We start from the raw sequence: 22,443 nt of genomic DNA, 5'->3' as shown, positions 1-22,443 counted from the left end.
GAACTCCTTGGTTGTCGAAGAATCACACTAGTCTACGCCAGTAGAACACTGTCCTGCGGGCTACAGAAGGTTCATCGGGTCAACAGCCTGCCCGTTCACCCAGGTTTCAAAGTGCACGTGGCAACCAGTGGAGTTACCCGTGGTACCCGAATATGCGATGAGCTGGCCCTGACTCACCTGCTGTCCGGAAGAAACCACCACGCTCGTGTTGTGGTAGTAGACCGTGGTCAGGGAATCTCCGTTGATGACTCCGTGCGATATTTTGACACGGTTGCCACCGCCGTCGTTGCCCCAACCGGCGGAAAATACGGTGCCGGCAGCCGCTGCATACACGGGCGTTCCACAAGGGGCACCGAAGTCGATGCCAGTGTGCATGTAACCGCCCTGGCCGTAGAAATCGATGGTTCCTGGCGGCGTCGCACGCCAACCGAAGCCTGAGGTGATCGGGATGTTCGCAGGTACCGGGTGGATCAAGCCGAAGTTGGAGCGCGGGTTGCTCGCTGGTGGGACAAAAGGTTGCGGGGGTGCCTGGTTTTGCGCCTGCGCGGCTGCCGCAGCGGCCGCGGCGATTCGCTGTTGTTCAGCCAACCAGGCTTCACGGAGCTTGCGGTCCCGCTCGGAAATTTCCGCCGCGACGGCATCCTGGTTCGCCTTCACTTGTTGAAGCTGGGCCTGGATACCTGGTTTGGCCGCCTGAAGCTGGCTGTTGAGGCGGGTGGTATCGGAAATGAGCTTGTCCACCTGCGCCTTCTTGGCTGCGGCGTCATCGCGGGCGGCTTTTTCCCGCTCCAGTGCGGCGTCCGCTTTCGCCTTCAGATCGCGGATTTCCTGTTCGACGGCGGCGAGCCGGGCCTGCGAGTTCACGTTCGTGGCGCTCTGCTGCGTCAACTTCGTCATCGTGGCGTTCTGGCTGCGCATCGCCTGGTTGGCGAGGTCCATGGATTCCGTGAGGTTGCCGCCGTCGTTCGATCCGAACAGCAAGGCAACGTTCGTCGGAACACCACCGGATTTATAAGCCTGAGCCGCGATTTGGCCGATGAGCTTCTTGGTCTCAGTGATCTTTTGCTTGTCGTTTTCCAACTGCTGGGTGATCTGGGCTTTGCTCTGCTGCGCCAGGTCAACGCGGGCAGCCAGGGCATCAGCGTCCTTCACCGCGCTGGCGACCCTGCCCTGGGCATCGAGCAGTGCCTGTTGCGCTCCCGGAAGCTGACCTTGGTAGACCACGAGGTCGCCGGCTGCCTTGGCGATGTTGGCATCAACGAATTCCAGCGACTGCTGCACGCGCGCCGATTCGGCGTTGAGGGCCGCTTGCTGGTCGTCGAGGTCGTCCGCCTGTGCCATGGGGGCAGTTGCAAGGCTCGCAACCAGCGCGATGGCAAGCACCGAGCCGGCAACCTTGGCGCGGCCGCTCGCCATGCGCAGCTGCAGGGCAGCCTGGTACTTCCGGGGCATCGGCTGTCCTGTTCGCTCGGGATCAGTGCTTTTCATGGCTACACCTTGAGATATCGGCGGAGGGTCAGGAGGGAGGAAATCCCAGCCAGGCCGCCGCCCAACGCTATCAGGACAGGCGCAATCACGAGTACCTGGGTCGAGGATATAAACGGAGTATTCAGGAACTGCTGCGACAAGTCCCCGTTGAGCCAGAATTGGGCCACCAACCACAGCGTTCCGGAAGCCAGGACTGCACCCACGACGGCGGCGATGACGCCTTCGAGGATGAACGGCAGTTGGATGACGGTCTTCGATGCTCCCACGAGGCGCATGATGCCTGTCTCGCGTCGCCTGCTGAATGCGGACAATCTGATGGTTGTGGTGATGAGCAGGACTGCACAGAAGATCATGACTCCCGCGACCACCATTGCCGCCACGGAGGCACCGTTCATCCACTCGAAGATCCGTTCAAGGACCTGGCGCTGATCGCTCACGGTCTCCACGCCGGCTTGGGAGGAGAAGGTCTCGCTGATGATCTGGTACTTCTGGGGATCCTTCATGTTGATCCGGAAGGACGAAGGAAGCTGGTCCTGGGTGACCGAATCAACAATCGGAGAGTTGGAGAACTGTTCCTTGAAGTGCTTGAACGCATCGGCTTGCGACTCGAACTGGTAATCGTTGATGTACTGCTTGACTGCTGGTGACTCGAGCATCTTGACCAGGTTGTCCTGCTGCTCTTTGGTGACCGCGCCCGAAGCGCATCCGGTCGACGTCGAGGAGTCGTTGCAGAGGAAAATAGCGACCTGGACTTTGTCGTACCAGTAGCCCTTCATCTGGCTGATCTGCATCTGCAGCATTCCGGCTGCGCCGACGAAGGTGAGGGAGACAAAGGTCACCAGGACAACGGAAATCACCATGGACAGGTTCCGGCGCAGGCCGCTGCCGATCTCGCCCAGGATAAAAGCGAGCCTCACTGCTGGACCCCCTGCGCGCGGTCGATTTCCGCATCGCTCGCGTCCTTCATCCGCCGGGACTCCCCTACAACCGGAATCATCGAGGTGTAGAGCGCCCTGGCCTCGTCACGGACCACCACTCCGTTCCGGAGCTCCACCACACGCTTGCGCATCTCGTTCACAATGTCGTCGTCGTGAGTTGCCATGACCACAGTGGTGCCGTTCTGGTTGATCTTGTCGAGCACGCCCATGATGCCCATCGAGGTAATGGGGTCCAGGTTTCCGGTGGGTTCGTCAGCAAGAAGGATGCCGGGGCGGTTGACGACGGCGCGGGCGATGGCCACGCGCTGCTGCTCGCCACCGGACAGCTCATGGGGCATGCGACGTTCCTTGCCTTCAAGCCCGACAGTCTTCAGCACTTCAGGAACTGTCTCCCGGATGATGCTGCGGCTCTTGCCGATCACCTGCATGGCGAAGGCCACGTTGGCGAAAACACTCTTCTGCGGCAACAAACGGAAGTCCTGGAAAACGACGCCGATTCCACGGCGAAGCTTGGGGACCCGCCAGCTTGAAATGTTGGCTACGTTTTGGCCGGCGACGTAGACCGAACCGGACGTTGCACGGTCTTCCTTCAGGATGAGTCGTAGAAACGTCGACTTGCCGGAGCCCGAGGCCCCGACGAGGAAGGTGAATTCTCCACGGTCAATCTCAAGGTTGACAGCATCCAACGCCGGACGGGCATTGGTGTCGTAAACCTTGGTGACATTCTCAAATCGGATCATGACTCTTCAGAACCCCGCCGGACATGCCACGTTCGGCCAGTCCAACCGCCAGCGCACGGGCTTTCGTTGGGGGAAGTTGAGCGCCGGCTCTTCGACTATACGCACGCTCCGCCATGGAATCGCGGGCTTGCTGCGGTGTGTCGCCTAATCAGGCTCCCAGCTCAGGCGGCTTTACCCTTCGGCGTTGCGGTTACCCGTGCGCCAGCGAATGCCGGCGTCGATGAAGTCGTCGATGTCGCCGTCGAATACCGCTGACGTGTTGCCTACTTCGTGTTCTGTGCGCAGGTCCTTGACCATCTGGTACGGATTGAGCACGTACGAACGCATCTGGTCACCCCAGGATGCCTTCACGTCACCTGCGAATGCCTTCTTCTCGGCATCTTCCTGCTCCTTTTTCAGGAGGAGGAGCCTTGATTGGAGAACGCGCATTGCCGCCGCGCGGTTCTGCAGCTGGGACTTCTCATTCTGCATGGACACCACAATCCCCGAGGGAATGTGGGTCAAACGTACTGCGGAGTCCGTCGTGTTGACGGACTGCCCGCCAGGACCGGAAGACCGGAACACATCGACGCGGATCTCGTTGTCCGGAATGTCGATTGAGTCGGTTTGCTCGATGAGCGGGATGACTTCGACGGCGGCAAAGGACGTTTGCCGCCGGCCCTGGTTGTCGAACGGGCTGATGCGGACGAGCCGGTGCGTCCCGGCTTCGACGCTGAGGGTCCCGAAAGCGTACGGCGCTTTGACCTCGAAAGTCGCTGATTTGAGGCCGGCTTCTTCGGCGTATGAGGTGTCCATGACCGTGGTCGGGTAGCCGTGGCGCTCTGCCCACCGCAGGTACATGCGCATGAGCATCTCGGCGAAGTCCGCCGCATCAACACCGCCGGCGCCGGCACGAATCGTGACGACGGCTTCGCGTTCGTCATATTCGCCTGAGAGCAGGGTTACCACTTCAAGTTCCTTGAGGGCCTTGCGGATCGATTCGAGTTCCGTGGCGGCTTCGACCATGGAGGCGTCGTCATCCTCGTCCTGGCCGAGCTCGACAAGGACCTCAAGGTCGTCGATTCGGCCCGTCAGCCTGTTCAACCGCTCAAGTTCGGACTGCCGGTGGGACAACTTGGACGTAATCACTTGCGCGGACGCTGGATCGTCCCAGAGGTTCGGTTCACCCGCCCGCTCGCTCAGTTCAGCGATCTCTTCCTTGAGCTTTTCGACATCGGAAACCTGTTCGATGGAGCGGTAGGTGGAGCGGAGCGCGCGGATTTCTGCGGGAAAATCAATCTGAGCCATGGTTGTTCCAGAGTACGCCATCCGCTGATGGCTTCGGCACGGGACTGGACGTATGACGCTTGGAACTAGCGCGTGAACCGGGAACGCGCAGTGGAACGGGCTTCGATCGGCACACCGGCGGGAAGGATGAAGCTGACCACGGGCGGATGGGCGACCGCGCTCAGCACAACCTCGGCCGTGGTGCTGTCCGGACTTCCGGTACCAGGGGCGACGGCAAGTTGATCGAACCGTGAATGGGCGCCGTTTTGGCTGAGGTATGACCCGGTCACGTGGCGCACCCGCTCGCTGTTGAGGACGGCCGACGGGGTTTCGGCACCACCGTCTACCTGGCCAAGGGAATAGCTGTCCGCCGCTGCCACCGAAGCTCCGTCCGCCAGGGAGAGGAGCTTCTTATGCTCGATGTAGATGGCGGAAGCCGCAGCAACAACGGTTGCAAGCAACAACGCGATCACCACATAACCGATGGTCAAGACCATCAATTGGCCGTGTTCCCCCTCCGATCCACGTGGCCGCAGCACATCCCCTTGCCCAGGAAGATCCCTCACCGGAACCGTCCGACGATTTGCGTGGCCGACGCACTCAGATTCGCGGCGTCCAGGCTCAGGGCCTCTCCAAAAGGCACCATCGGCAACGGAACCGTGAGCTTGACCGTAACCGTGACCGCTGCCCCGGCGGACAGGCAATCGCCGCGGTCGCACGCGACGTCCACAAGCGCCTGCTCCGCGGAGTGTCCATAGTCGGCGAGGGTCAAAAGAGCAGCCTGTTCAGCGGCGACGCGCCCCTGGGAGGTGTCCTTTTGCATGACGTACACCTTGGCGGCCTGGTCCGCTGCCCCCACAACGGCGAACGAGCCACCCTGGATTTGTCCAATGGTGACAATGAAATAAACCAAGGGAACCATGAGCAGGAGTGCCATAAGGATGAACTCGACTACTGCGCTTCCCCGCTCCGCGCCACCCGGTGAACCGCTAGATTCCGGGCCGTCCGGGAACGGCAGGCGGACGGCCTCCCTGAAACGGGGAAGTACGGTACGGCCAGGGTCAGCCGGAAGACGCAGCATGCCCCCTCACCTCCAGGGCCCCCACGGGTCCAATCAACCCGATGACCGGCAACGGTGCCCGCACTGTCACTTCCAAGGTGCGGATTCCTTGGAAACTAGCCTCCGACGTCGAGACGTCCCGGGCGAAGTCTGCGTTCAGCGCTGTTCCGATCAGGTCTGCGGTGCGCTCACGCGCATCGGCCGGAGTCCGGTCGGCGAGTGTGCCGTAACGGGCTCCGGACGATGCCGCATCAATGAGGGTATTGCGCACATGCAACACTAGGGCCAGTTGAATGACGGCAAGGAAAAATACGGTCAACAGACCGCCGACCAGCACAAAATCCACGACGGCGGAGCCGCGTTCATCGCCGCGACTTGCACTCATGCAACTGCCGTCTCCCGCTCCCCTGCTGCGGAACGGCATGGACTACTTTCCGACCTTGCTCATGGCCTGGTTGAAGAGTCCCTCAAGAGCCGGGCCGGCCAGCGCCAGCAGACCCGCGACAAGCGCGGCGGACATCAATGTGATCATGACCCAGCCAGGCACGTCGCCCCGCTCGGGATGGTCGTCGTCGGGCATCGGACGTTGGTTTGGTCTTGTTCCTAGTGCTGATCCGGGCGACAGGAGTGTCCACAGCTGCCACAGCAAAAGGCCGGATGCGGGCAGCCCTCGACGTCCGCGCTTATTCATCTTTCCCTGTTTCATTTTCCCCCATTTCGCTGTGCAGGAATCCGTTGTAGATTTCCGTGCGGTTTTGGTGTCGGCATTCGAACCGATACTCATGTGATGGAACGGCTTGCCGGAGGTCATCGTCAGAAGCCAAGATTCAGCGCGGCCAAGCCTGGATAGACGGCGAAGACCACGGTGAGCGGCAAGACTCCGAAAACCAGCGGCACCATCATCGCGATTTCTTTGCGACCAGCCGTTTCCATCAGCTCCCGTTTGGCTGAATCGCGGACATCCGCAGCTTGGGCCCGCAAGACATCGGCCAATGGAGTACCGCGTTCGACGGCAACGACAATTCCATCCACGAACCGAACCAGCGGGCCGAGGTCGGTTCGTCCCGAAAACCCGTGCAGGGCCTCGACCAAGGGCGTACCTGCCCGCATCGCGCCCAGTACCAAGGAAAACTCCTTCGCCAACTCGCCGCGGGCCGTCCGGCATACTCGATCGAAGGCCCCGCTGGCGCTCTCCCCCGCCCCCACCGCCAGGGCCATCAGTTCGGCAAGGCTGGGGAATTCCGCCAGCATCAGCCTTTCCCTGCGTTTGATCCGCACCCCCAGCATGTAGTCGCGGAAAAGATATCCACCCAGCGCGGACACCAAGACCGAGACGACGGCAATCCCCGGACTGAACCGTCCCCCGGCCGCACTCATGAGCACTACGACCACCGCCGCGGCAAAGCCCGCCGCCGCCCAAAGCAACTGCTCTGCCCGGAAGTCCAGGGCGGACTTTGCGGAGCCGGCCTTGGCCAGCCTTTTGTTAAGGGACGTGGTGCCGAGGTTGAACTTCGCCAGATAGCGGAGCGCGTCCTCGAACACAGGCCGCACAATTCGCTCCAACGGGCCGAACGGTGCGACGTCCGGGGCCGACAGCAACCGCGATTCAAGGTTCTGGGACCTGAGCTGCGGCTCGATCCGCTCCGCGAACGGAATGGGGCGCATGAACGGCATGCGAACAAAGATCAGCCAAAGTCCGGCGCCCATGAGAAGTCCGCACAATACGGTTGGTGCAGTCAGCGCCGTCATCGAAGCACCCTTTCATCTTCGGGAAGCGCGCCAATGCGCAGCATGACCCAGTAGCAGAGCGCCGAGACCAGCACTCCGCCTCCAAGCACGCTGACCCCGGCCGCGGAGTTGTAAGCGGCAACAGCCTCCGGCCTGCTAGCCAGCAGCATCAGGACGATCCATGGTGCCGCAACCGCGAGGCGCGCTCCGTTGATGATCCATGATTGTCGTGCCTCAAGTTCACTGCGGGTCCTCGCGCTCTCACGAAGGAACTCAGCGAGAGTTCCCAGAAGCCGGCCAAGATCGGATCCGCCCACGTCGCGGGTCAGCCTGAGCGCCTCAATGATCCTGTCGGCTACGGGATCTGCCAAGCGCTCCTTGAGTTTGTTCAACGCCGAATCGAAATGGCCACCGGAACGGTAGTCCGCACCAAACTCCCGGAAGAGTGCCCGCAGCTCTTCGGGGCCCTTGTCGCCTAGCTGGATAAGCGCCTCCGGCAGCGAAAGTCCCGCGCGGATCGCCGAGCGCAAATGGTCGACTACGTCGGGCCAGAGCTCGCGGAGCATGGCGGTCCGCCTGCGCGCCCGCCATCTCACAACGGCCAGGGGAAGCCACGCACCAAAGAGGCCGAAGCACGCCGCGATCGAAAAGGACATTGTCACGATGTAGATCACGAGTGTGGTGAAAAATCCCAATCCGAGGCACGATGCAATGAATCCCCCGCCGCTCACCTTTTCAATCCCGGCCGTGAGCAACAAGGACTCAAGGCGTTTCGGTTTGGGCTCCTTGACGGCGGGCGGGTGTTCCCATGCAGACCACCAGATGAGGAACATCCCCAGTCCGCAGAGAACGCCGAGCAGCGGGGCCATCAGTAAAGCTCCAGAAGCGCGGCGACGTCGAAACCTGCCCGGGAAAACTTCTCTGCGGCCGGCATGGAATTCGACGTGGGTTGGAGTCTGCCGTCCTGAACCGCGAACACCTGTGACGACTCAATGATGCCGTTCTCCACGCGCCGACCCAACGAAAGGATCTCGGTGACTTGGCGGCGTCCGTCCGGGTGGCGGCTGCAATGGACCACGAGGTCGATACACGATGCCACGGTCGGCACCACGAACGCGCTCGAGATGTTCCCGCCGGCCAGCAGCGGCAACGTGCAAATCTTGGTCACGGCGTCATGGGCGGAGTTCGCATGGATGGTGCACATGCCGGGAAGGCCCGAATTCAGCGCAATGAGCATGTCCAGGCTTTCCGCTTCCCGGACTTCGCCCACCACGAGGCGATCCGGCCGCATGCGAAGAGCCTCCTTGACGAGCCGGCGTAAGGGAATTTCGCCTTGACCCTCGAGGTTTGGCTGGCGGCACTGGAGGCCGACGACGTCACGCAACGGAAGGTGGAGTTCAAAGATCTCTTCGACAGTGATGACCCGCTCCCGGGAGCCTATATTGGCTGCCAGGCAGTTGAGCATTGTCGTCTTTCCCGCCTGGGTGGCTCCGGAGACGAGAATGTTCAATCCGCTGGCCACCGCAGCTCCCAGGAATCGGGCTGACTCGGGGGTCAGTGTCCCCAGCTCCACTAGATGCTCGAGCCGGGTCGCCTTGACCACGAATTTACGGATATTCACGGCCCAATGGCGGCGGGTTACGTCGGGAATGACGACGTGGAGCCTCGAACCGTCGGGGAGGGCTGCGTCAACAAAGGGTGACGAGAGGTCGAGCCTCCTCCCGGAACTCTTAAGCATCCGCTCAACGAGGTCGCGAACCTGCTGCTCGCCGAGGCTGATCGAGGTAAGTTCGGATTCGCCATTCCGGGCAACGTAAACCTCGTTGGGCGCGTTGAGCCAGACCTCTTCTATGGTGGGGTCATCCAGAAGCGGCTGGAGCGGCCCGAAGCCGGCAACGGCGTCGAACACGTACTTGCGGGCGCTGTCCAAGTGTCCCAAAGGAGGCAAGGGACCAAGGAGTGCCCGCTCGTCGTAGTCATTGACGGCAGCCTCGACGAGCCGGTGCACTTCGACCGCTTGACTCAAAGGATCCAGTCCGCGGCGACGAATCAGCTCGCGGACTTCATCCTCGACGATGCGCAAAGCCTCCATTTCCCCCCCGATGCAGCATGCGCCCAGGCGCTGCGGAAAACCTTCAACAAGGTTAAAAGTAGGGGAGGCTTCAACGCGAGACCAAGTCAAATTGAGTGACTTGTGGATAATTGTCTTATCTGTAAGTCACACCAGAAACACGTGAATCTCTGGTCACTCCCGACGCCCAAATCCCGTGCAAAGAAGGATCTCATGCCGAAAACACCGCGCGGATACTCCCGCGGTCGCTGGTTCAGCCGGCCACGATGGTTAGCCGGCACGGCGGTTCTGATGCTGCCGATCGCGATCGTCGCGCCTGCCCAGGCAGAAGAAAGCTCAACCAGTCTTCTTCCTGGACCGTCAACGGCAACTGTCACACCCCCTCAGCCCACGCCTGCCGCCCAGTCCATGGCACGGCTGAAGGGACACAGGCATTCAAAGGTCTGCGCAGACGCACCCCCGGGCTACGCATCGTGCCATGCGGAGATCGATGATGAAATTGCCGGTCCCCTGGCCGTGGGGCAGCTGGTTCCAGCTGGATACGGACCGGCAGACCTGCAGTCCGCTTATAAGCTGCCTTCACTCACCGCAGGCACCGGCAGAACCGTAGCGGTAGTGGATCCGTACGATGCCCCGACTGCCGAGGCTGATCTTGGTGTCTACCGGACGAAGTACGGGCAGGCGCCGTGTTCCTCAGTCACGGGATGCTTCCGCAAAGTGGACCAGGCAGGCGGAAACTCCCTGCCGGGCGCCGACGCAGGCTGGGCGCAGGAAGCGTCCCTCGATGTCCAGATGGTCTCGGCGGCCTGCCCGAACTGCAACATCCTGCTGGTCGAGGCCTCATCCAATTCCCTCACCGATCTGGGTGCAGCGGTCAATACGGCGGTCAACCTAGGTGCCAGTGCTGTGTCGATGAGTTTCGGTGGACCGGAATCCTCCGGGATCACCCGATACGATGCCGAATACTTCAATCACCCCGGGATCGCCCTCGTGGCCAGCTCCGGCGACAACGGTTACACGAACGCCACCGCCCCGCCCACGGTGAACTACCCGGCGTCCTCCCCCAACGTCGTCGCAGCCGGCGGCACTACCCTGAACCTCGACACAAGCAAAGTCCGGGGCTGGACCGAACGCGCGTGGGGAGCCACCGGCTCCGGCGCTGCCGGGCCGGGCAGCGGCTGCTCCGCCTACGAGCCGAAGCCCGCTTGGCAGCACGACACGGGCTGTCCGAACCGCACCGTCGCCGATCTGGCTTCAGTCGCCGACCCGAGCACCGGCGTCGCCGTCTACGACAGCACGCCCAGCAACGGGATGAGCGGGTGGATGGTCTTTGGCGGAACCAGCGCGGCCGCCCCCGTGATCGCAGCCACATACGCCCTCGCCGGCCCGCCACCTGCGGGGACCTCCCCTGCCCAACTTGCCTACGGCTCCCCCTGGGCGCTGAATGACGTTGCGAACGGTGCGAACGGCACGTGCACCATCCCTTATCTATGCACCGCCGGCTACGGCTATGACGGACCCACCGGACTCGGCACCGCGCAAGGCCTGACGGCATTCACGGCTTCGAGCCCGCCTTCCTTCAGCGACATCCCCGGAAGCTACCCCTTCTACACGGAAGTGACCTGGATGGCCTACAACGCCATCACCACCGGATATCCCGATGGAACGTTCCGCCCGGTCCAGCCCGTCACCCGCGAGGCCATGGCCGCTTTCCTCTACCGCCTGAGGGGAAGCCCCGCCTACGTGCCCCCGGCGATCTCTCCGTTCAAGGACATTGGGCCCCTTTCACCGTTCTACAAAGAAATCACCTGGCTGGCCACCACCGGCATCACGACCGGATACCCCGACGGCACCTATCGCCCCTCGGATGCCGTCAACCGCGACGCCATGGCTGCATTTCTCTACCGACTTGCCGGTAAACCCGCATACACCCAGCCCGGCGTCTCACCGTTCACCGATCTCACTCCAGTGAGCCCGTTCTATCTCGAAATCACGTGGCTGGCCTCCACCGGTATCACGACCGGATATGCCGACGGCACCTTCCGGCCGCTGAACCCCGTCAACCGCGACGCCATGGCTGCGTTCATGTACCGCTACAACGCCAGAATCGGACGTTGAGGACCGCAGTCGGGCACAGCTGGATGCCAGTCCGGTCGCCGTGAACCGTCTGGCTCGGAGTACCCCGCGTTCGGACAGAAACAGGGTGGCGACCGAGCTGGCGTGGTCGTTGGGTAACTGTTCAACCACCAGTCACACCAGCAACACATAAAACTCTGGCCACTCCTGCCCCCGAATGCTATGGTGTCCCGGTTAGGAGCTGGCCTTATGGTGCACTGCAGAAGCGTTAGTTGCTGGAGCTGCAGTCGCAAGCTATCACCATGTGCCGTCAATTGAGCGGCACCTTGCCGGAATTGAAAATGAATAAAACCAAAGCCGAAACGGCCCGTCGTTCACCCTTGGCCCGCGCAGGCGCGGCGCTATCCTTGGTGCTGCTGATGACCGTCGCTGCCCCCGCACAGTCCGGCGCCTCGGAGCTGGTGCCAACAGCCCCGTCACCGTCGTCTCCGGCTACGACATCAGCGGCCAAACCAAGCACTCCTAATCCGGCAACGCCGTCGGTCCCCGCGCCAGCGCCTTCCCCGGCGCCAAGCGTTCAAGGCTCTGATCCCGCAATTCCCACGCCGCAGGCCTCAGATGCGATCAAGATGCCCGGCGGGAACCCGACGACCGCCGACGCTATGAAGGCCGCAATGCGAAAGGCGATCCCGTCCGGCGGTGCCGAGATGGGTCAACGCTCTCCTCGTGTCATGGCAAACAAGCAGGAAGAATCGTTGCATGTGGTGGCCGGCTCCCGGGCAGTAGCCGGTTCAATCCCCCTAGCCATTTCCCAGGCGACCGACCCGGGCCATTGGAGTCCGCCGTACGGGATCGCCGGCCAGGACGTTAGCGCGTACCAGGGCAACGTTGACTGGGCGGCGCAGTGGAACCAAGGTTCGCGCTTCGCTTACGTCAAGGCGTCTGAGGGCAACTACTACGTCAATGGGAATTTCTCCCAGCAATACGACGGTTCACGCAGCGTCGGGATGATCCGGGGCGCTTACCACTTTGCCATTCCCAACTGGTCATCCGGCGCAGACCAAGCCAGGTACTTCGTGGCCAACGGCGGTGGATGGTCCGCTGACGGATACACCCTGCCTCCCGTGCTCGACATCGAGTACAACCCGTACGAGGGCCAGACCATCAATGGGTTCTATTTCGGTAACACTTGTTATGGAATGTCTGCAGGCCAAATGGCCTCGTGGATTTCCGACTTTGGAAATACCGTCAAGTCGCTCATCGGACGATACCCCGTTATTTACAGCACCACTGACTGGTGGGCCACCTGCACAGGAAACTCGGGCAGTTTCGCCAACTATCCGCTGTGGATCGCTTCCTATCCTTCAAGTCCCAGCAGTTCGCCGGGGACGCTTCCGGCCAGTTGGAATCAATTCAGCTTTTGGCAATACAGCAGCACAGGCCCGTTCTCGGGCGACTCAAACATCTGGAACGGCGACCTCGCCTCACTCTCGACTTTCGCGGGGAACTCCGTCCCGCAGGCGGCGTCAGACCAGATCAGTGCGTATCGCAACGGCCACCCGGCCCTGGGGAACCAGACGACGGCGATCACCTGCGGTCTCGTCAACGGCGGCTGCTTCCAAGGATTCCAGGGCGGAACGATCATGTGGTCGCCGGCAACCGGGGCGCTGCCAATCACCCCCGGCCCCATAGCCGATGCCTGGCGGAGTACCGGACTGGAGAGCGGCCGGGCCGGCTACCCCACGAGCGAGCTCATTTGTGGGCTCAAGAACGGCGGGTGTTTCCAGAACTTCCAAGGCGGAAGTTTCCTGTGGTCACCAGCCTCGGGGGCTGCGCTGGTCCAACCGGGAGCAATTCGGGACTACTGGGCGTCGAAAGGCTTTGAAAGCGGGGCGCTCGGTTATCCGACCAGTTCCCTGACGTGCGGGCTCAGGAACGGGGGATGTTTCCAGACGTTCCAGGCCGGATCGGTTCTGTCGAGCCCATCCACGCCACCCGTGCTCGTCAAATCCGGACCCATGTTGGATGCCTGGGGAGGAACCGGGTTCGAGAACGGGGTGCTCGGATATCCGGTAGTGGAAGCGACTTGTGACGCTTCCTCGTGCGTGCAGAAATTCCAGGGAGGTGTGGTCGCCTGGACATCAACCTCCGGCGCGTGGCCGATCATCCTGGGAATCGCGGACACGTGGAACACCGCGCGTGCCCAGTCAGTGCCAATCGGATTCCCTCTGGCCAAGGAAGTCTGCGGACTCCGCGCCAGCGGCTGCTACCAGTTGTTCCAAGGCGGGGTAATAATGTTCTCCCCGAATACCGGCGCCTTCACGCTCACCGGAAGGCTCTTGGATTATTGGCAAAAGTCCGGTTTCGAGAACGGATCCCTCGGATATCCGACCTCGTCCGCAAATTGCGGACTCACAGACTCCGGATGCATCCAGTCCTTCGAAAAGGGATCCGTGGTCTATTCGAACTCGACACCCATCCAATCGGTAGCCGCGGGCGCAATGCTGGACGCGTGGAAGCTCTCAGGCATGGAGACAGGTTCACTCGGCTATCCGGTCTCTGCTCAAATCTGCGGCCTTAAGGATGGCGGCTGCTTCCAGATGTTCGCCAAGGGCGCTTTGATGTACTCGCCGGCTACCGGTGCGCAGCCAAGCATCAACGGTCCGATCCGCGACCTGTGGCAACAAGGAGGCTTCGAGAGCGGGCGCCTCGGTTACCCGGCCTCCAGCGTCCTTTGTGGTCTCCGGAACAGTGGCTGCTTCCAGAATTACCAAGGCGGAACCATCATGTTGTCTGCCGGGACAAGTGCCAACGCTCTCTTGATGGGTCCGATTCGGGACGCCTGGGTCAAGTCGGGCTTCGAAGGAGGGACCCTCGGGTACCCCACGAGCGCGCAGATCTGTGGACTCCGCAACGGGGGCTGCTTCCAGAACTTCGAAAAGGGAACCGTCATGTGGTCCCAGGCCACGGGCGCCCAGCCTATGACCTCCGACCCGATCCGTGCACGGTGGGGGCAGTCAGGCTTCGAATCAGGGAGCCTGGGGTATCCGACGAGCGCCACGATTTGCGGACTGCGCAATGGCGGTTGCTTCGAAAACTTCGAGAACGGGACCATCATGTGGTCCCCGACGAGCGGTGCGCAAGCCATGGTGCCGGGACCGATCCAACAAGCTTGGGCCGGTCAGGGCTTCGAAGGCGGCCGCGCTGGTTATCCGACGACGAGTCAGACCTGCAGCCCCGATGGGACGAGCTGCACCCAGTCGTTCCAAGGCGCAACAATTACCTGGAGCTCTGCAAGCGGGGTCAAGATTCTCACCCCGTAGCTGCGGCAAATGCCCGAAGGCGGGGACCCATCGCTGGGTCCCCGCCTTCGGCGTAGGTGGAGGGTTTTTCGCTCTAGCCGTGAACCGGCGTCGTTGACAGGATCAATGCGACGCTCGTCCGCGGCCATTGCGGAACAGATAACTGGCGTAAATCCGGTAACGTATGGAACTATGCAGCGACTCCTCGTAACCGGCGGCGCCGGCTTCATCGGCTCAAATTTCGTCCACTTTGTCATAGCTAACACGGACCACCACGTCACAGTGCTGGACAAGCTCACCTATGCCGGGAACCTGGAGTCGATCAAGCACCTACCGAGCGAGCGGCTCACGTTCGTCCAGGGGGACATTGCGGACCCTTCCGTCGTCGAGCCCCTCGTGGCAGCGGCCGACGTCGTGGTCCACTACGCCGCAGAGTCGCACAATGACAACTCGCTGCATGACCCGCGTCCCTTCCTGGACACCAATATCATCGGCACCTACACGCTTATCGAAGCCGCCCGGAAGCATGACAAGCGCTTCCACCACATCTCCACCGACGAGGTCTACGGCGATCTTGAGCTCGATGACCCGGAACGGTTCACCGAGAACACTCCGTACAATCCCTCCAGCCCCTACTCCTCGACGAAGGCCGGTTCAGACCTGCTGGTACGGGCATGGGTGCGCTCCTTCGGGTTGCAGGCCACCATCAGCAACTGCTCAAACAACTACGGCCCGTACCAACACGTGGAAAAGTTCATCCCGCGCCAGATCACCAATGTGATCGACGGGATCCGCCCAAAGCTCTATGGCAAGGGCGAGAACGTCCGCGACTGGATCCACGCGAACGACCACTCTTCCGCCGTTCTGGCAATCATCGAGAAGGGCAGGATCGGGGAAACCTATCTCATCGGCGCGGACGGCGAGAAGAACAACAAGGATGTCGTGGAGCTCATCCTGGCGCACATGGGCCAGGACAACGATGCCTACGACCATGTGGTAGACCGCCCAGGCCACGACCTCCGTTACGCGATCGACTCCACGAAACTGCGCACGGAGCTGGACTGGAAGCCCGAGTTCTCCAACTTCGAGGCCGGCATCGAAGACACCATCAAGTGGTACCGCGACAACGAAGCATGGTGGCGCCCCCAGAAAGCCGAAACCGAGGCCAAGTACAAGGAACAGGGCCAATAGACGATGTCGATTGAGTTTTCCAAGCAGCTGAGTGCCCGCGAAACGCCTATTCCCGGCGTCGTTCTTTACGAACTTCCCGTCCACGGCGACAACCGCGGTTGGTTCAAGGAGAACTGGCAGCGCGAGAAGATGGTGGCCCTCGGGCTTCCGGACTTCAAGCCGGTACAGAACAACATCTCTTTCAACGAGAAAGCCGGCACCACGCGCGGCATCCACGCCGAACCTTGGGACAAATTCATCTCTGTGGCCACCGGCAGGATCTTCGGCGCGTGGGTGGACTTGCGCGAAGGTCCGTCCTTCGGGGCGGTATTCACCGCCGAGCTGGACCCTAGCCAGGCAATTTTCATCCCGAGGGGTGTGGGCAACGCTTTCCAGACCCTGGAAGACAATACCGCTTACACCTACCTGGTCAACGACCACTGGAGCGCCGATGCGCAGGGCCAGTACACCTTCCTGAACCTGGCTGACGAGACAGCGGCGATCGACTGGCCCATTCCACTCGAGCGGGCCGAGCTCTCGGACAAAGACAAAGCACATCCGCGTCTCGCGGATGTGCGCCCGATGGGCCCGAAGAAGACGCTGGTTCTGGGTGCCAACGGCCAGCTGGGCAAAGCCCTTCGGGAACTGTACGACGGCGATGCCTCCGTTGAATTTGCCGGCCGCGCTGAGTTCGACCTCACTTCAGAGGATGCGATTGCGCAAAAGAACTGGAAGAACTACTCCGCTGTCATCAACGCGGCCGCTTATACCGCCGTCGACGCCGCGGAAACCCCTGAAGGCCGCCAGGCCGCCTGGGAGTCGAATGTCACTGCCGTCGCTCGTTTGGCCCGGACCGCCGTCGAGCACGACCTGACCCTGGTGCATGTCTCCTCCGACTATGTGTTCGACGGCGCTGCTGACACCCACGGCGAAGACGAACCGGTCTCGCCGCTGGGCGTATACGGGCAGACGAAGGCCGCCGGGGACGCCGTTGTCAGCGTTGTTCCCAGGCACTACATCGTGCGCACGAGCTGGGTCATTGGCGAGGGGAACAATTTCGTCCGCACCATGGCTTCCCTCGCTGCGCGTGGAATTGAACCTTCCGTCGTCAACGACCAGATCGGACGCTTGACCTTCACCGAGGATATCGCCGCGGGAATCAAACACTTGCTGGACTCCAAGGCCAGCTACGGCACGTACAACCTCAGCAACGCCGGTGAGCCGCAGTCCTGGGCGGACATCGCCGCCGACGTCTACGAGCTCAGCGGTGCGGCACGGGATTCCGTTACGGGCGTCACCACCGAAGAGTACTTCCGCGGCAAAGCGGCCGCTCCCCGCCCACTCAAAAGTGTCCTTGACCTGAGCAAGATCCGGGCAGCGGGATTCGAGCCGGGCTCGTCTGACGATCGGCTCACGTCGTACGTCCGGAACAGGTTGGTCTAGCCGTGGGCGCTGTTCGCCGCCACGATGTTCTGGTCATCATGCCAGCGTGGAATGAGTCCGAGGCCATCGGCAGCACGATCCGCGAGGTCTTCGCTTTCGGGCCGCCGTGCGACGTCCTGGTTGTCGACGACGGTTCGCGCGACAACACTGCAGCGGTGGCACAGGGCGCCGGCGCCACGGTTCTGCAACTGCCCTTCAATATGGGCGTCGGTGGAGCGATGCGCACTGGTTTCAAATACGCCAAGTCGCACGGTTACACCCAGGTGATTCAGGTCGATGCTGATGGCCAGCACGACCCCCGGGATATCAAAGTCGTCTTGGAGGGGCTCCGGGAGGCGGACATTGCAATCGGTGCCCGGTTCGCCGATAAAGGGACCTACTCGGTCAGGGGTCCACGCAAATGGGCCATGATCGTCTTGGCCTGGACCCTGTCCAAGGTCGCCGGAACGAAGCTTACCGACGTGACCTCCGGCTTCCGCGCCGCCAATGCCAAGGCCATCCGGCAGTACGTCGATCACTACCCCGCTGAATACCTCGGCGACACCATCGATTCGCTGGTCGTGGCCATCCGCTCGGGATGCACAGTACGCCAAGTTGGTGTTTCCATGCGTGAACGCCAAGGCGGAGAACCGAGCCACGACGCCGTGAAGGCGGCACTTTACCTTGGACGTTCGGGGCTCGCCCTGATCTTTGCGCTGACCCGCAAAAAATCCATTCCTTCAACCAACTAGGACATCCACATGGCACTCCTCATGGGCGCGATCGTCGTGGTGGCGATCCTTATTTACGTGTTCGAGATGCTGCGGCGCCAAAAACTGCGGGAGAAGTACGCCGTCCTCTGGATCATCGTCGGCATCGGAACGCTGGTACTTTCGGCCTTCCCGCAATTGCTGTCAGGGGCAAGCAAGCTGTTGGGCATTCAGATCCCGGCGAATCTGCTCTTCATCATGACGCTGATTCTGCTCGTCGGTGTTTGCCTTCACTTGTCACGTGAACAATCCACAGCTGAAGACGAAGTACGGATCCTGGCCGAGGAACTCGCAATCTTGCGGGCAGAATTCAAGGCGATCCAGGCTAAGCAGACGGCTTCTGTAGACCCGGAGACACCCCCGGACTCTCAGAACAATTGATGGAAACAGAAGAGGGCGCCTCCTGGGAGGCGCCCTCTTCTGTTTCCATCGTCCGCTAGCCGACGATGTGCTTGGCCAGCCGGGGAAGGGAGTCGAACTTTCCCTTACCGACTGACTTCAGAATCAGTGTGGCTGCATTCAGTCGCGATGTTGTGTGGAAGCTCGCCGCACGGGCAGCCTTCTTCCAACCGAGAGCCGCGAAGCGCTCAGCCTGGCTCTCAAAAAAGTGCCGCTCTTCATCGAAGCGCCGGCCGTCGAGCGCGCGCACCGAAGAATCCGAAGCCGAATGGCGCCTGTAAAGAAACGCGAGTACTGGATCGATGACCATGGAGCCATGCTCTGCTGCGATGTCCAGCAGGAGCGCAAGATCCTGGACAACGTCCAAGCCCTCGGTGAAGCCGATGCGTGTGACTGTTTCCGACTTCCAGGCCAAGGAAGGGAAATAGGCCCAATCGGCACGGACCAGGCTCGTGGCCATGGCCTCGCCCTTGAGCTCGATCCGCTCGCTCGTTTTCGGTGCGTACACTTTCTTCACTGCGTCAACGAGAGGCGTGCAGGCAATGCCCTTCTCGTCTATGACCTGCACTCCGGGCTGAACGACGTCGGCCTTCGGATACTCCTCGAAAGCGCTCACAACGACGCCGAGATAGTTCGGCAACATGATGTCGTCGGCACCCATGATCACCACATAAGGGGCCTCAACGAGCCCCAGGGCCTTACGGTAGTTTCCGTTGGCGCCGAGGTTTTCCTCGTTGCGCATATAGGTGACCCTGGAGTCGGTGATCTCCGAGAACCAGCGCCGGGGTTCCGGGTCCGGGTAGCCATCGTCGATAACGATCAGCCTCCAGTCCTGGTACTGCTGGTTCAAGACACTCTGGGCCGCCAGTTTCATCTGGTCGACGTCCCCGTAGTAGGGCAACATAACGTCAACGGTCATGGACCTGTTGTTCCTTCCGGTGGGTTCAGCCAGCTTCGGGCGAGGCGTTGAGGGCAAATTACATGCGGTTCGAGAAACCTCTGGCTGTATTCCCTCGATTATATAGGTGCCCAATGGTCGGGACCTGCGGCAGTTGCATCGCTTGGTAGGATGATGGAAGTTTGGCCAAGCCCCCGCTCTGCTCATATCTTCTTGCGGGAAAGAGAAAGTGACTCCCGTTCATGTATGCCTCATCCGGAGCCGTTCCTCGCGTCAGCGTGTGCATGGCCGCCTACAACGGGTCGCGACACATCGCGGAGCAAATCGACTCCATATTGTCCGAACTAGCCCCGGACGACGAACTCATTGTGGTTGATGACTGTTCCACCGACGGAACAGCCCAATTGGTGGCTGGTATCGAGGACTCCCGCATCCGGCTGATTCGCGCCGAATCGAACGCTGGCTACGTCAAGACATTTGAGCGGGCGTTGTCAGAGGCCCGCGGAGAGTACGTTTTCCTCTCGGACCAGGATGACATTTGGATTCCAGGACGAGTCGGGATCATGATTGGTGCTCTGCAAAGCAAGGGCATGGTTGTGAGCAACTGCCAGCACATCGAAGGAGATCTGGGCCGTTTCCACGAGATCCGTCTCCGGGCCCGGGATTCAGGTCACACTTTCCGGAACATCCTCGGGGTTGTGGTGGGCTATCGCCTTCACTGGGGATGTGCGATGGCCTTTCGTCGTTCCATGCTCGAACAGGTCCTTCCGTTCCCGAGTCACATGACTGAATCGCACGATCAGTGGATCGCCCTCGTCGGTATCGTCAACCGCTCCATTCTGTACCTGGAAACGGATACCATCCTTCATCGGCTGCACGGAGGTAACCTCACTCCTACCGGGATCCGAAGCTTCCGCAAAATCTTGGGTGCGCGCGTGGCTTTTCTGCGCAATGTGCTCACGGCAACCAAGCGGGCGTCCAGCACCCGTCGTGCGCCAGTGTCGGCAACAGTCGCCCGGCCGTAACCACCGTCTACTCCGATTGGCGCACAGCTCCAAATGAACATTACCGACAGGATCCCGGCCGTCGTTGCCGTTGTATCTGCGTTCAACCCATCCATTGCCCTGATCGACAGGGTCAGGAACCACTCCAAGCACGTAACCCGGGTCGTCGTCGTAGACGACGGTTCCACTTTCGGCAACCGTGAAATCTGGCAGGAACTCCGGGATGCCGGGGCGCTAGTTCTGCACCATGATGAAAACCGAGGGATCGCCGCCGCCCTGAATACCGGTGTGTCCGCCGGTCTCGCAATCGATCCGAATGCATGGATATTGACCTTGGACCAAGATTCCGACCTCACCGACGGCTATGTTGAGAACGCGCTCTCAACCTACGCCTTGCTGGCGGAACAGGGTGTCAACGTTGGATTGGTTGCGCCTGGCAAGCACAACGGATTCCCGGTCAAAATCCTCAGGAGTGAAGGCGACTTCGTCGAAGCATTTGATCCGATGCAGTCCGGCTGCCTCATCCCTGCGGCCGTCTTCCGCATGGCAGGCGACTTGGACGAAGACTTGTTCATCGACGGGGTGGATACAGATTTCAATGCCCGACTGCGCAGATTGGGATACCGTCTTCCGGCCGATCCTGGATGCAATCTCGTCCACGAGCTGGGGCACCCTCGTGAAGTGACGATTCTTAAACGAAGGATCCATTTCCGCGGTCGACCCTTGGCCCTGACTTACCACACACCTCTGCGGGTCTACTACATCACCAGAAATTCACTCGTCATTGCCCGACGCTACTGGCGAGACAACCCGGGCTGGATGTTCCAACGGCTTTGGATGGAAGTCGAGAGCAACTTGGTACGGCTTGCATTCGGCCCGGACCGTCGCGCCTACGCCATTTCGTGGCGCCGTGGAATTCGAGACGCATTCAAAGGCCATCTGGGCAAGGCTGATGCTGCCATCGCGAGCAGCCTAAGCCCCCGGCGGTAGCAGGCACGACGAAATATCGCGCATTTCCGGCTGATCGTCTGCGACTAAAGCTCGACTGGCGCTCAAGACTCGGCTGCAGTCAACCGCCGGGTTGCCTGCCGCCTGCCAAAGAGCCCTATCAAGTGTGTGAGGGCCGGTCCCAGATCGGTTCGTGAACCAATGACGCCACGCCACAACAGCGCGACAATCCGAAAGACTGCCCAAGGGCCGTTGAACGTCTTCGAGGCAGCCTCGAGACTATGGGTGCGCTCGGGCATCCGCTTTTCGAGCGTCCCCAGCATGAGCGCCTTCCACCCGAAGGTCATATTGGCCACCATGACCGCCACCGAGGGTACCGAAGTGGAATTCTCGAACTTAAGGGCAAGTTCTCTCGCACGACGCAGGGATCTCAGCGGGTTGAACGACTCTGTGGCCTCACCAATCACGTTGGCTGCGTGCTGGACGTAGTCCTGCACAATGTCGTCAACGATCACATAGTCATCCAAGGCGGCGGCGGCAACACCGATCCAATGATCATGATTCTGGGTCAGGGTCGAGAGCCGTGGGAAAGGAAGAATCACCTCGAGCAGATCGCGCCGAAAGACACACAATCCGCCGGTCACTTGGTTTTGAACCAAAAGGTCACAAATATCGGTCCGCCGCCGCATCGTCGACTCAGCGACCACTCGACCCGAATCGGTCACCACTCTTGCCTGACCTGTCACCAAAACGGCGCTCTCCAGGTGCGGCAGAAGACGTTCAAGTTTCTCTGGATACCAATAGTCATCCTGGTCGGACAGCGCGACCCAGTCCGCGGAAGGCGGGACCAAGGTCAGGCCACGTTCAAAATTTCCGTAGAACCCCAGCCGATCACCGAAGCCAGCAACGCGAAACCGATCATCACCGGGCAAAATCGAACGAACCAGCCTCGACACTCCCTCGGGATCGCCGTCTGCCGTGATGACACATTCAAAGTTCGCATGTGTCTGCTTGCTAATCGACAACAGCTGACGCGCGAACAGCGCGGGATCCGGTTTGTACGCCGCGAGGACGATTGTTCCGAAGGACGGCAGCGCTTGGGGTTTGTCGTTCACCCAGTGATGATAGCAGTCGGCCGACCCCCCTAGACTTAGGAGGTTGGA

The 22,443-nt window shown here is 61.2% G+C and carries 21 protein-coding genes; 8 read left to right on the top strand and 13 right to left on the bottom strand.

The annotated features are described in order from the left end of the window. Positions 1–60: 60 nt before the first annotated feature. From BMF89_RS17950 to BMF89_RS17900, 11 genes are all read right to left on the bottom strand, one after another. Positions 61–1,416 carry a M23 family metallopeptidase gene (locus tag BMF89_RS17950; protein ID WP_253190894.1) on the bottom strand — a complete coding sequence of 452 codons (1,356 nt, stop codon included), beginning with the start codon at positions 1,414–1,416 and terminating at the stop codon, positions 61–63. 74 nt (positions 1,417–1,490) lie between these two features. Next, the gene (ftsX, locus tag BMF89_RS17945; RefSeq protein ID WP_078108419.1) at positions 1,491–2,405 is read right to left on the bottom strand and encodes a permease-like cell division protein FtsX; all 915 of its coding nucleotides are present in this window, start codon (positions 2,403–2,405) and stop codon (positions 1,491–1,493) included. Next, the gene (ftsE, locus tag BMF89_RS17940) at positions 2,402–3,166 is read right to left on the bottom strand and encodes a cell division ATP-binding protein FtsE (RefSeq protein ID WP_078108418.1); all 765 of its coding nucleotides are present in this window, start codon (positions 3,164–3,166) and stop codon (positions 2,402–2,404) included. Before ftsE ends, ftsX begins: the two co-directional genes overlap by 4 nt. A 171-nt stretch (positions 3,167–3,337) precedes the next feature. Beyond that, positions 3,338–4,453 carry a peptide chain release factor 2 gene (prfB, locus tag BMF89_RS17935; protein WP_078108417.1) on the bottom strand — a complete coding sequence of 372 codons (1,116 nt, stop codon included), beginning with the start codon at positions 4,451–4,453 and terminating at the stop codon, positions 3,338–3,340. Positions 4,454–4,518: 65 nt separating this feature from the next. Then, a complete protein-coding gene (locus BMF89_RS17930) occupies positions 4,519–4,929 on the bottom strand; it encodes a hypothetical protein (RefSeq protein WP_139359730.1) in 411 nt (136 codons plus the stop codon). 65 nt (positions 4,930–4,994) lie between these two features. Further along, a complete protein-coding gene (locus tag BMF89_RS17925; protein WP_078108415.1) occupies positions 4,995–5,513 on the bottom strand; it encodes a hypothetical protein in 519 nt (172 codons plus the stop codon). Beyond that, complete coding sequence (locus BMF89_RS17920; protein WP_171983542.1) at positions 5,494–5,877, bottom strand: TadE family protein; 384 nt, start codon at positions 5,875–5,877, stop codon at positions 5,494–5,496. Before BMF89_RS17920 ends, BMF89_RS17925 begins: the two co-directional genes overlap by 20 nt. A gap of 42 nt (positions 5,878–5,919) precedes the next feature. Next, positions 5,920–6,303 (bottom strand): hypothetical protein, encoded by a 384-nt coding sequence (locus tag BMF89_RS21755; RefSeq protein WP_139359729.1) that lies wholly within the window; start codon positions 6,301–6,303, stop codon positions 5,920–5,922. A 2-nt stretch (positions 6,304–6,305) separates the two neighbouring features. Then, complete coding sequence (locus BMF89_RS17910) at positions 6,306–7,241, bottom strand: type II secretion system F family protein (protein WP_078108413.1); 936 nt, start codon at positions 7,239–7,241, stop codon at positions 6,306–6,308. Next, on the bottom strand, positions 7,238–8,089 hold the full coding sequence (locus BMF89_RS17905; RefSeq protein WP_078108412.1) for a type II secretion system F family protein: 852 nt from the start codon (positions 8,087–8,089) through the stop codon (positions 7,238–7,240). Before BMF89_RS17905 ends, BMF89_RS17910 begins: the two co-directional genes overlap by 4 nt. Next, positions 8,089–9,312: an ATPase, T2SS/T4P/T4SS family gene (locus BMF89_RS17900; protein ID WP_078108411.1), complete on the bottom strand. Its 1,224-nt coding sequence runs from the start codon at positions 9,310–9,312 to the stop codon at positions 8,089–8,091. Before BMF89_RS17900 ends, BMF89_RS17905 begins: the two co-directional genes overlap by 1 nt. A gap of 192 nt (positions 9,313–9,504) precedes the next feature. On the opposite strand from BMF89_RS17900, the gene BMF89_RS22485 reads away from it, so the two are divergent. From BMF89_RS22485 to BMF89_RS17870, 6 genes are all read left to right on the top strand, one after another. Next, entirely contained in the window at positions 9,505–11,409 is a 1,905-nt protein-coding gene (locus BMF89_RS22485; RefSeq protein WP_139359728.1) for an S-layer homology domain-containing protein, read from the top strand. A 689-nt stretch (positions 11,410–12,098) separates the two neighbouring features. Further along, positions 12,099–14,690 (top strand): GH25 family lysozyme, encoded by a 2,592-nt coding sequence (locus tag BMF89_RS17890; RefSeq protein WP_253190878.1) that lies wholly within the window; start codon positions 12,099–12,101, stop codon positions 14,688–14,690. 171 nt (positions 14,691–14,861) lie between these two features. Beyond that, the gene (gene rfbB, locus BMF89_RS17885; RefSeq protein ID WP_078108409.1) at positions 14,862–15,860 is read left to right on the top strand and encodes a dTDP-glucose 4,6-dehydratase; all 999 of its coding nucleotides are present in this window, start codon (positions 14,862–14,864) and stop codon (positions 15,858–15,860) included. Positions 15,861–15,863: 3 nt separating this feature from the next. Further along, positions 15,864–17,282 (top strand): bifunctional dTDP-4-dehydrorhamnose 3,5-epimerase family protein/NAD(P)-dependent oxidoreductase, encoded by a 1,419-nt coding sequence (locus tag BMF89_RS17880; protein ID WP_078108408.1) that lies wholly within the window; start codon positions 15,864–15,866, stop codon positions 17,280–17,282. 2 nt (positions 17,283–17,284) lie between these two features. Beyond that, positions 17,285–18,013, top strand: coding sequence for a glycosyltransferase family 2 protein (locus BMF89_RS17875; RefSeq protein WP_284762286.1), 729 nt, complete (start codon positions 17,285–17,287; stop codon positions 18,011–18,013). A 9-nt stretch (positions 18,014–18,022) separates the two neighbouring features. Further along, positions 18,023–18,412 (top strand): DUF2304 domain-containing protein, encoded by a 390-nt coding sequence (locus BMF89_RS17870; RefSeq protein ID WP_078108407.1) that lies wholly within the window; start codon positions 18,023–18,025, stop codon positions 18,410–18,412. A 55-nt stretch (positions 18,413–18,467) separates the two neighbouring features. Here BMF89_RS17870 and BMF89_RS17865 read toward each other — a convergent pair whose 3' ends face one another. Continuing rightward, positions 18,468–19,349, bottom strand: coding sequence for a glycosyltransferase (locus BMF89_RS17865; RefSeq protein WP_078108406.1), 882 nt, complete (start codon positions 19,347–19,349; stop codon positions 18,468–18,470). Between the two features lie 221 nt (positions 19,350–19,570). Here BMF89_RS17865 and BMF89_RS17860 point away from each other — a divergent pair, with 221 nt between their 5' ends. After that, on the top strand, positions 19,571–20,353 hold the full coding sequence (locus BMF89_RS17860; protein WP_078108405.1) for a glycosyltransferase: 783 nt from the start codon (positions 19,571–19,573) through the stop codon (positions 20,351–20,353). A 33-nt stretch (positions 20,354–20,386) separates the two neighbouring features. Then, complete coding sequence (locus tag BMF89_RS17855; RefSeq protein WP_078108404.1) at positions 20,387–21,322, top strand: glycosyltransferase; 936 nt, start codon at positions 20,387–20,389, stop codon at positions 21,320–21,322. 62 nt (positions 21,323–21,384) lie between these two features. Here the strand turns inward: BMF89_RS17855 and BMF89_RS17850 are convergent, their stop codons facing one another. Beyond that, positions 21,385–22,395, bottom strand: a complete 1,011-nt coding sequence (locus tag BMF89_RS17850; protein WP_171983541.1) for a glycosyltransferase — start codon at positions 22,393–22,395, stop codon at positions 21,385–21,387. Positions 22,396–22,443 lie beyond the last annotated feature (48 nt).

Origin of the sequence: Arthrobacter sp. SRS-W-1-2016 (assembly GCF_002009585.1) — a bacterium.
Lineage (GTDB): Bacteria > Actinomycetota > Actinomycetes > Actinomycetales > Micrococcaceae > Arthrobacter > Arthrobacter bambusae_A.
Note: the sequence above shows the minus strand (reverse complement) of the source record. Positions and strands in the feature narration are given on the sequence as shown.

Bases quoted from the DNA above. Each gene is read 5' to 3' on its own strand.
- BMF89_RS17900 (WP_078108411.1), bottom strand. From the start codon at position 9,312: ATGGAGGCTTTGCGCATCGTCGAGGATGAAGTCCGCGAGCTGATTCGT.
- BMF89_RS21755 (WP_139359729.1), bottom strand. From the start codon at position 6,303: ATGACCTCCGGCAAGCCGTTCCATCACATGAGTATCGGTTCGAATGCC.
- BMF89_RS17870 (WP_078108407.1), top strand. From the start codon at position 18,023: ATGGCACTCCTCATGGGCGCGATCGTCGTGGTGGCGATCCTTATTTAC.
- BMF89_RS17890 (WP_253190878.1), top strand. From the start codon at position 12,099: ATGGCAAACAAGCAGGAAGAATCGTTGCATGTGGTGGCCGGCTCCCGG.
- BMF89_RS17880 (WP_078108408.1), top strand. From the start codon at position 15,864: ATGTCGATTGAGTTTTCCAAGCAGCTGAGTGCCCGCGAAACGCCTATT.
- BMF89_RS17865 (WP_078108406.1), bottom strand. From the start codon at position 19,349: ATGACCGTTGACGTTATGTTGCCCTACTACGGGGACGTCGACCAGATG.
- BMF89_RS17905 (WP_078108412.1), bottom strand. From the start codon at position 8,089: ATGGCCCCGCTGCTCGGCGTTCTCTGCGGACTGGGGATGTTCCTCATC.
- prfB (WP_078108417.1), bottom strand. From the start codon at position 4,453: ATGGCTCAGATTGATTTTCCCGCAGAAATCCGCGCGCTCCGCTCCACC.
- BMF89_RS17950 (WP_253190894.1), bottom strand. From the start codon at position 1,416: ATGGCGAGCGGCCGCGCCAAGGTTGCCGGCTCGGTGCTTGCCATCGCG.
- BMF89_RS17910 (WP_078108413.1), bottom strand. From the start codon at position 7,241: ATGACGGCGCTGACTGCACCAACCGTATTGTGCGGACTTCTCATGGGC.
- rfbB (WP_078108409.1), top strand. From the start codon at position 14,862: ATGCAGCGACTCCTCGTAACCGGCGGCGCCGGCTTCATCGGCTCAAAT.
- ftsE (WP_078108418.1), bottom strand. From the start codon at position 3,166: ATGATCCGATTTGAGAATGTCACCAAGGTTTACGACACCAATGCCCGT.
- BMF89_RS17860 (WP_078108405.1), top strand. From the start codon at position 19,571: ATGTATGCCTCATCCGGAGCCGTTCCTCGCGTCAGCGTGTGCATGGCC.
- BMF89_RS22485 (WP_139359728.1), top strand. From the start codon at position 9,505: ATGCCGAAAACACCGCGCGGATACTCCCGCGGTCGCTGGTTCAGCCGG.
- BMF89_RS17930 (WP_139359730.1), bottom strand. From the start codon at position 4,929: ATGGTCTTGACCATCGGTTATGTGGTGATCGCGTTGTTGCTTGCAACC.
- BMF89_RS17920 (WP_171983542.1), bottom strand. From the start codon at position 5,877: ATGAGTGCAAGTCGCGGCGATGAACGCGGCTCCGCCGTCGTGGATTTT.
- BMF89_RS17925 (WP_078108415.1), bottom strand. From the start codon at position 5,513: ATGCTGCGTCTTCCGGCTGACCCTGGCCGTACCGTACTTCCCCGTTTC.
- BMF89_RS17855 (WP_078108404.1), top strand. From the start codon at position 20,387: ATGAACATTACCGACAGGATCCCGGCCGTCGTTGCCGTTGTATCTGCG.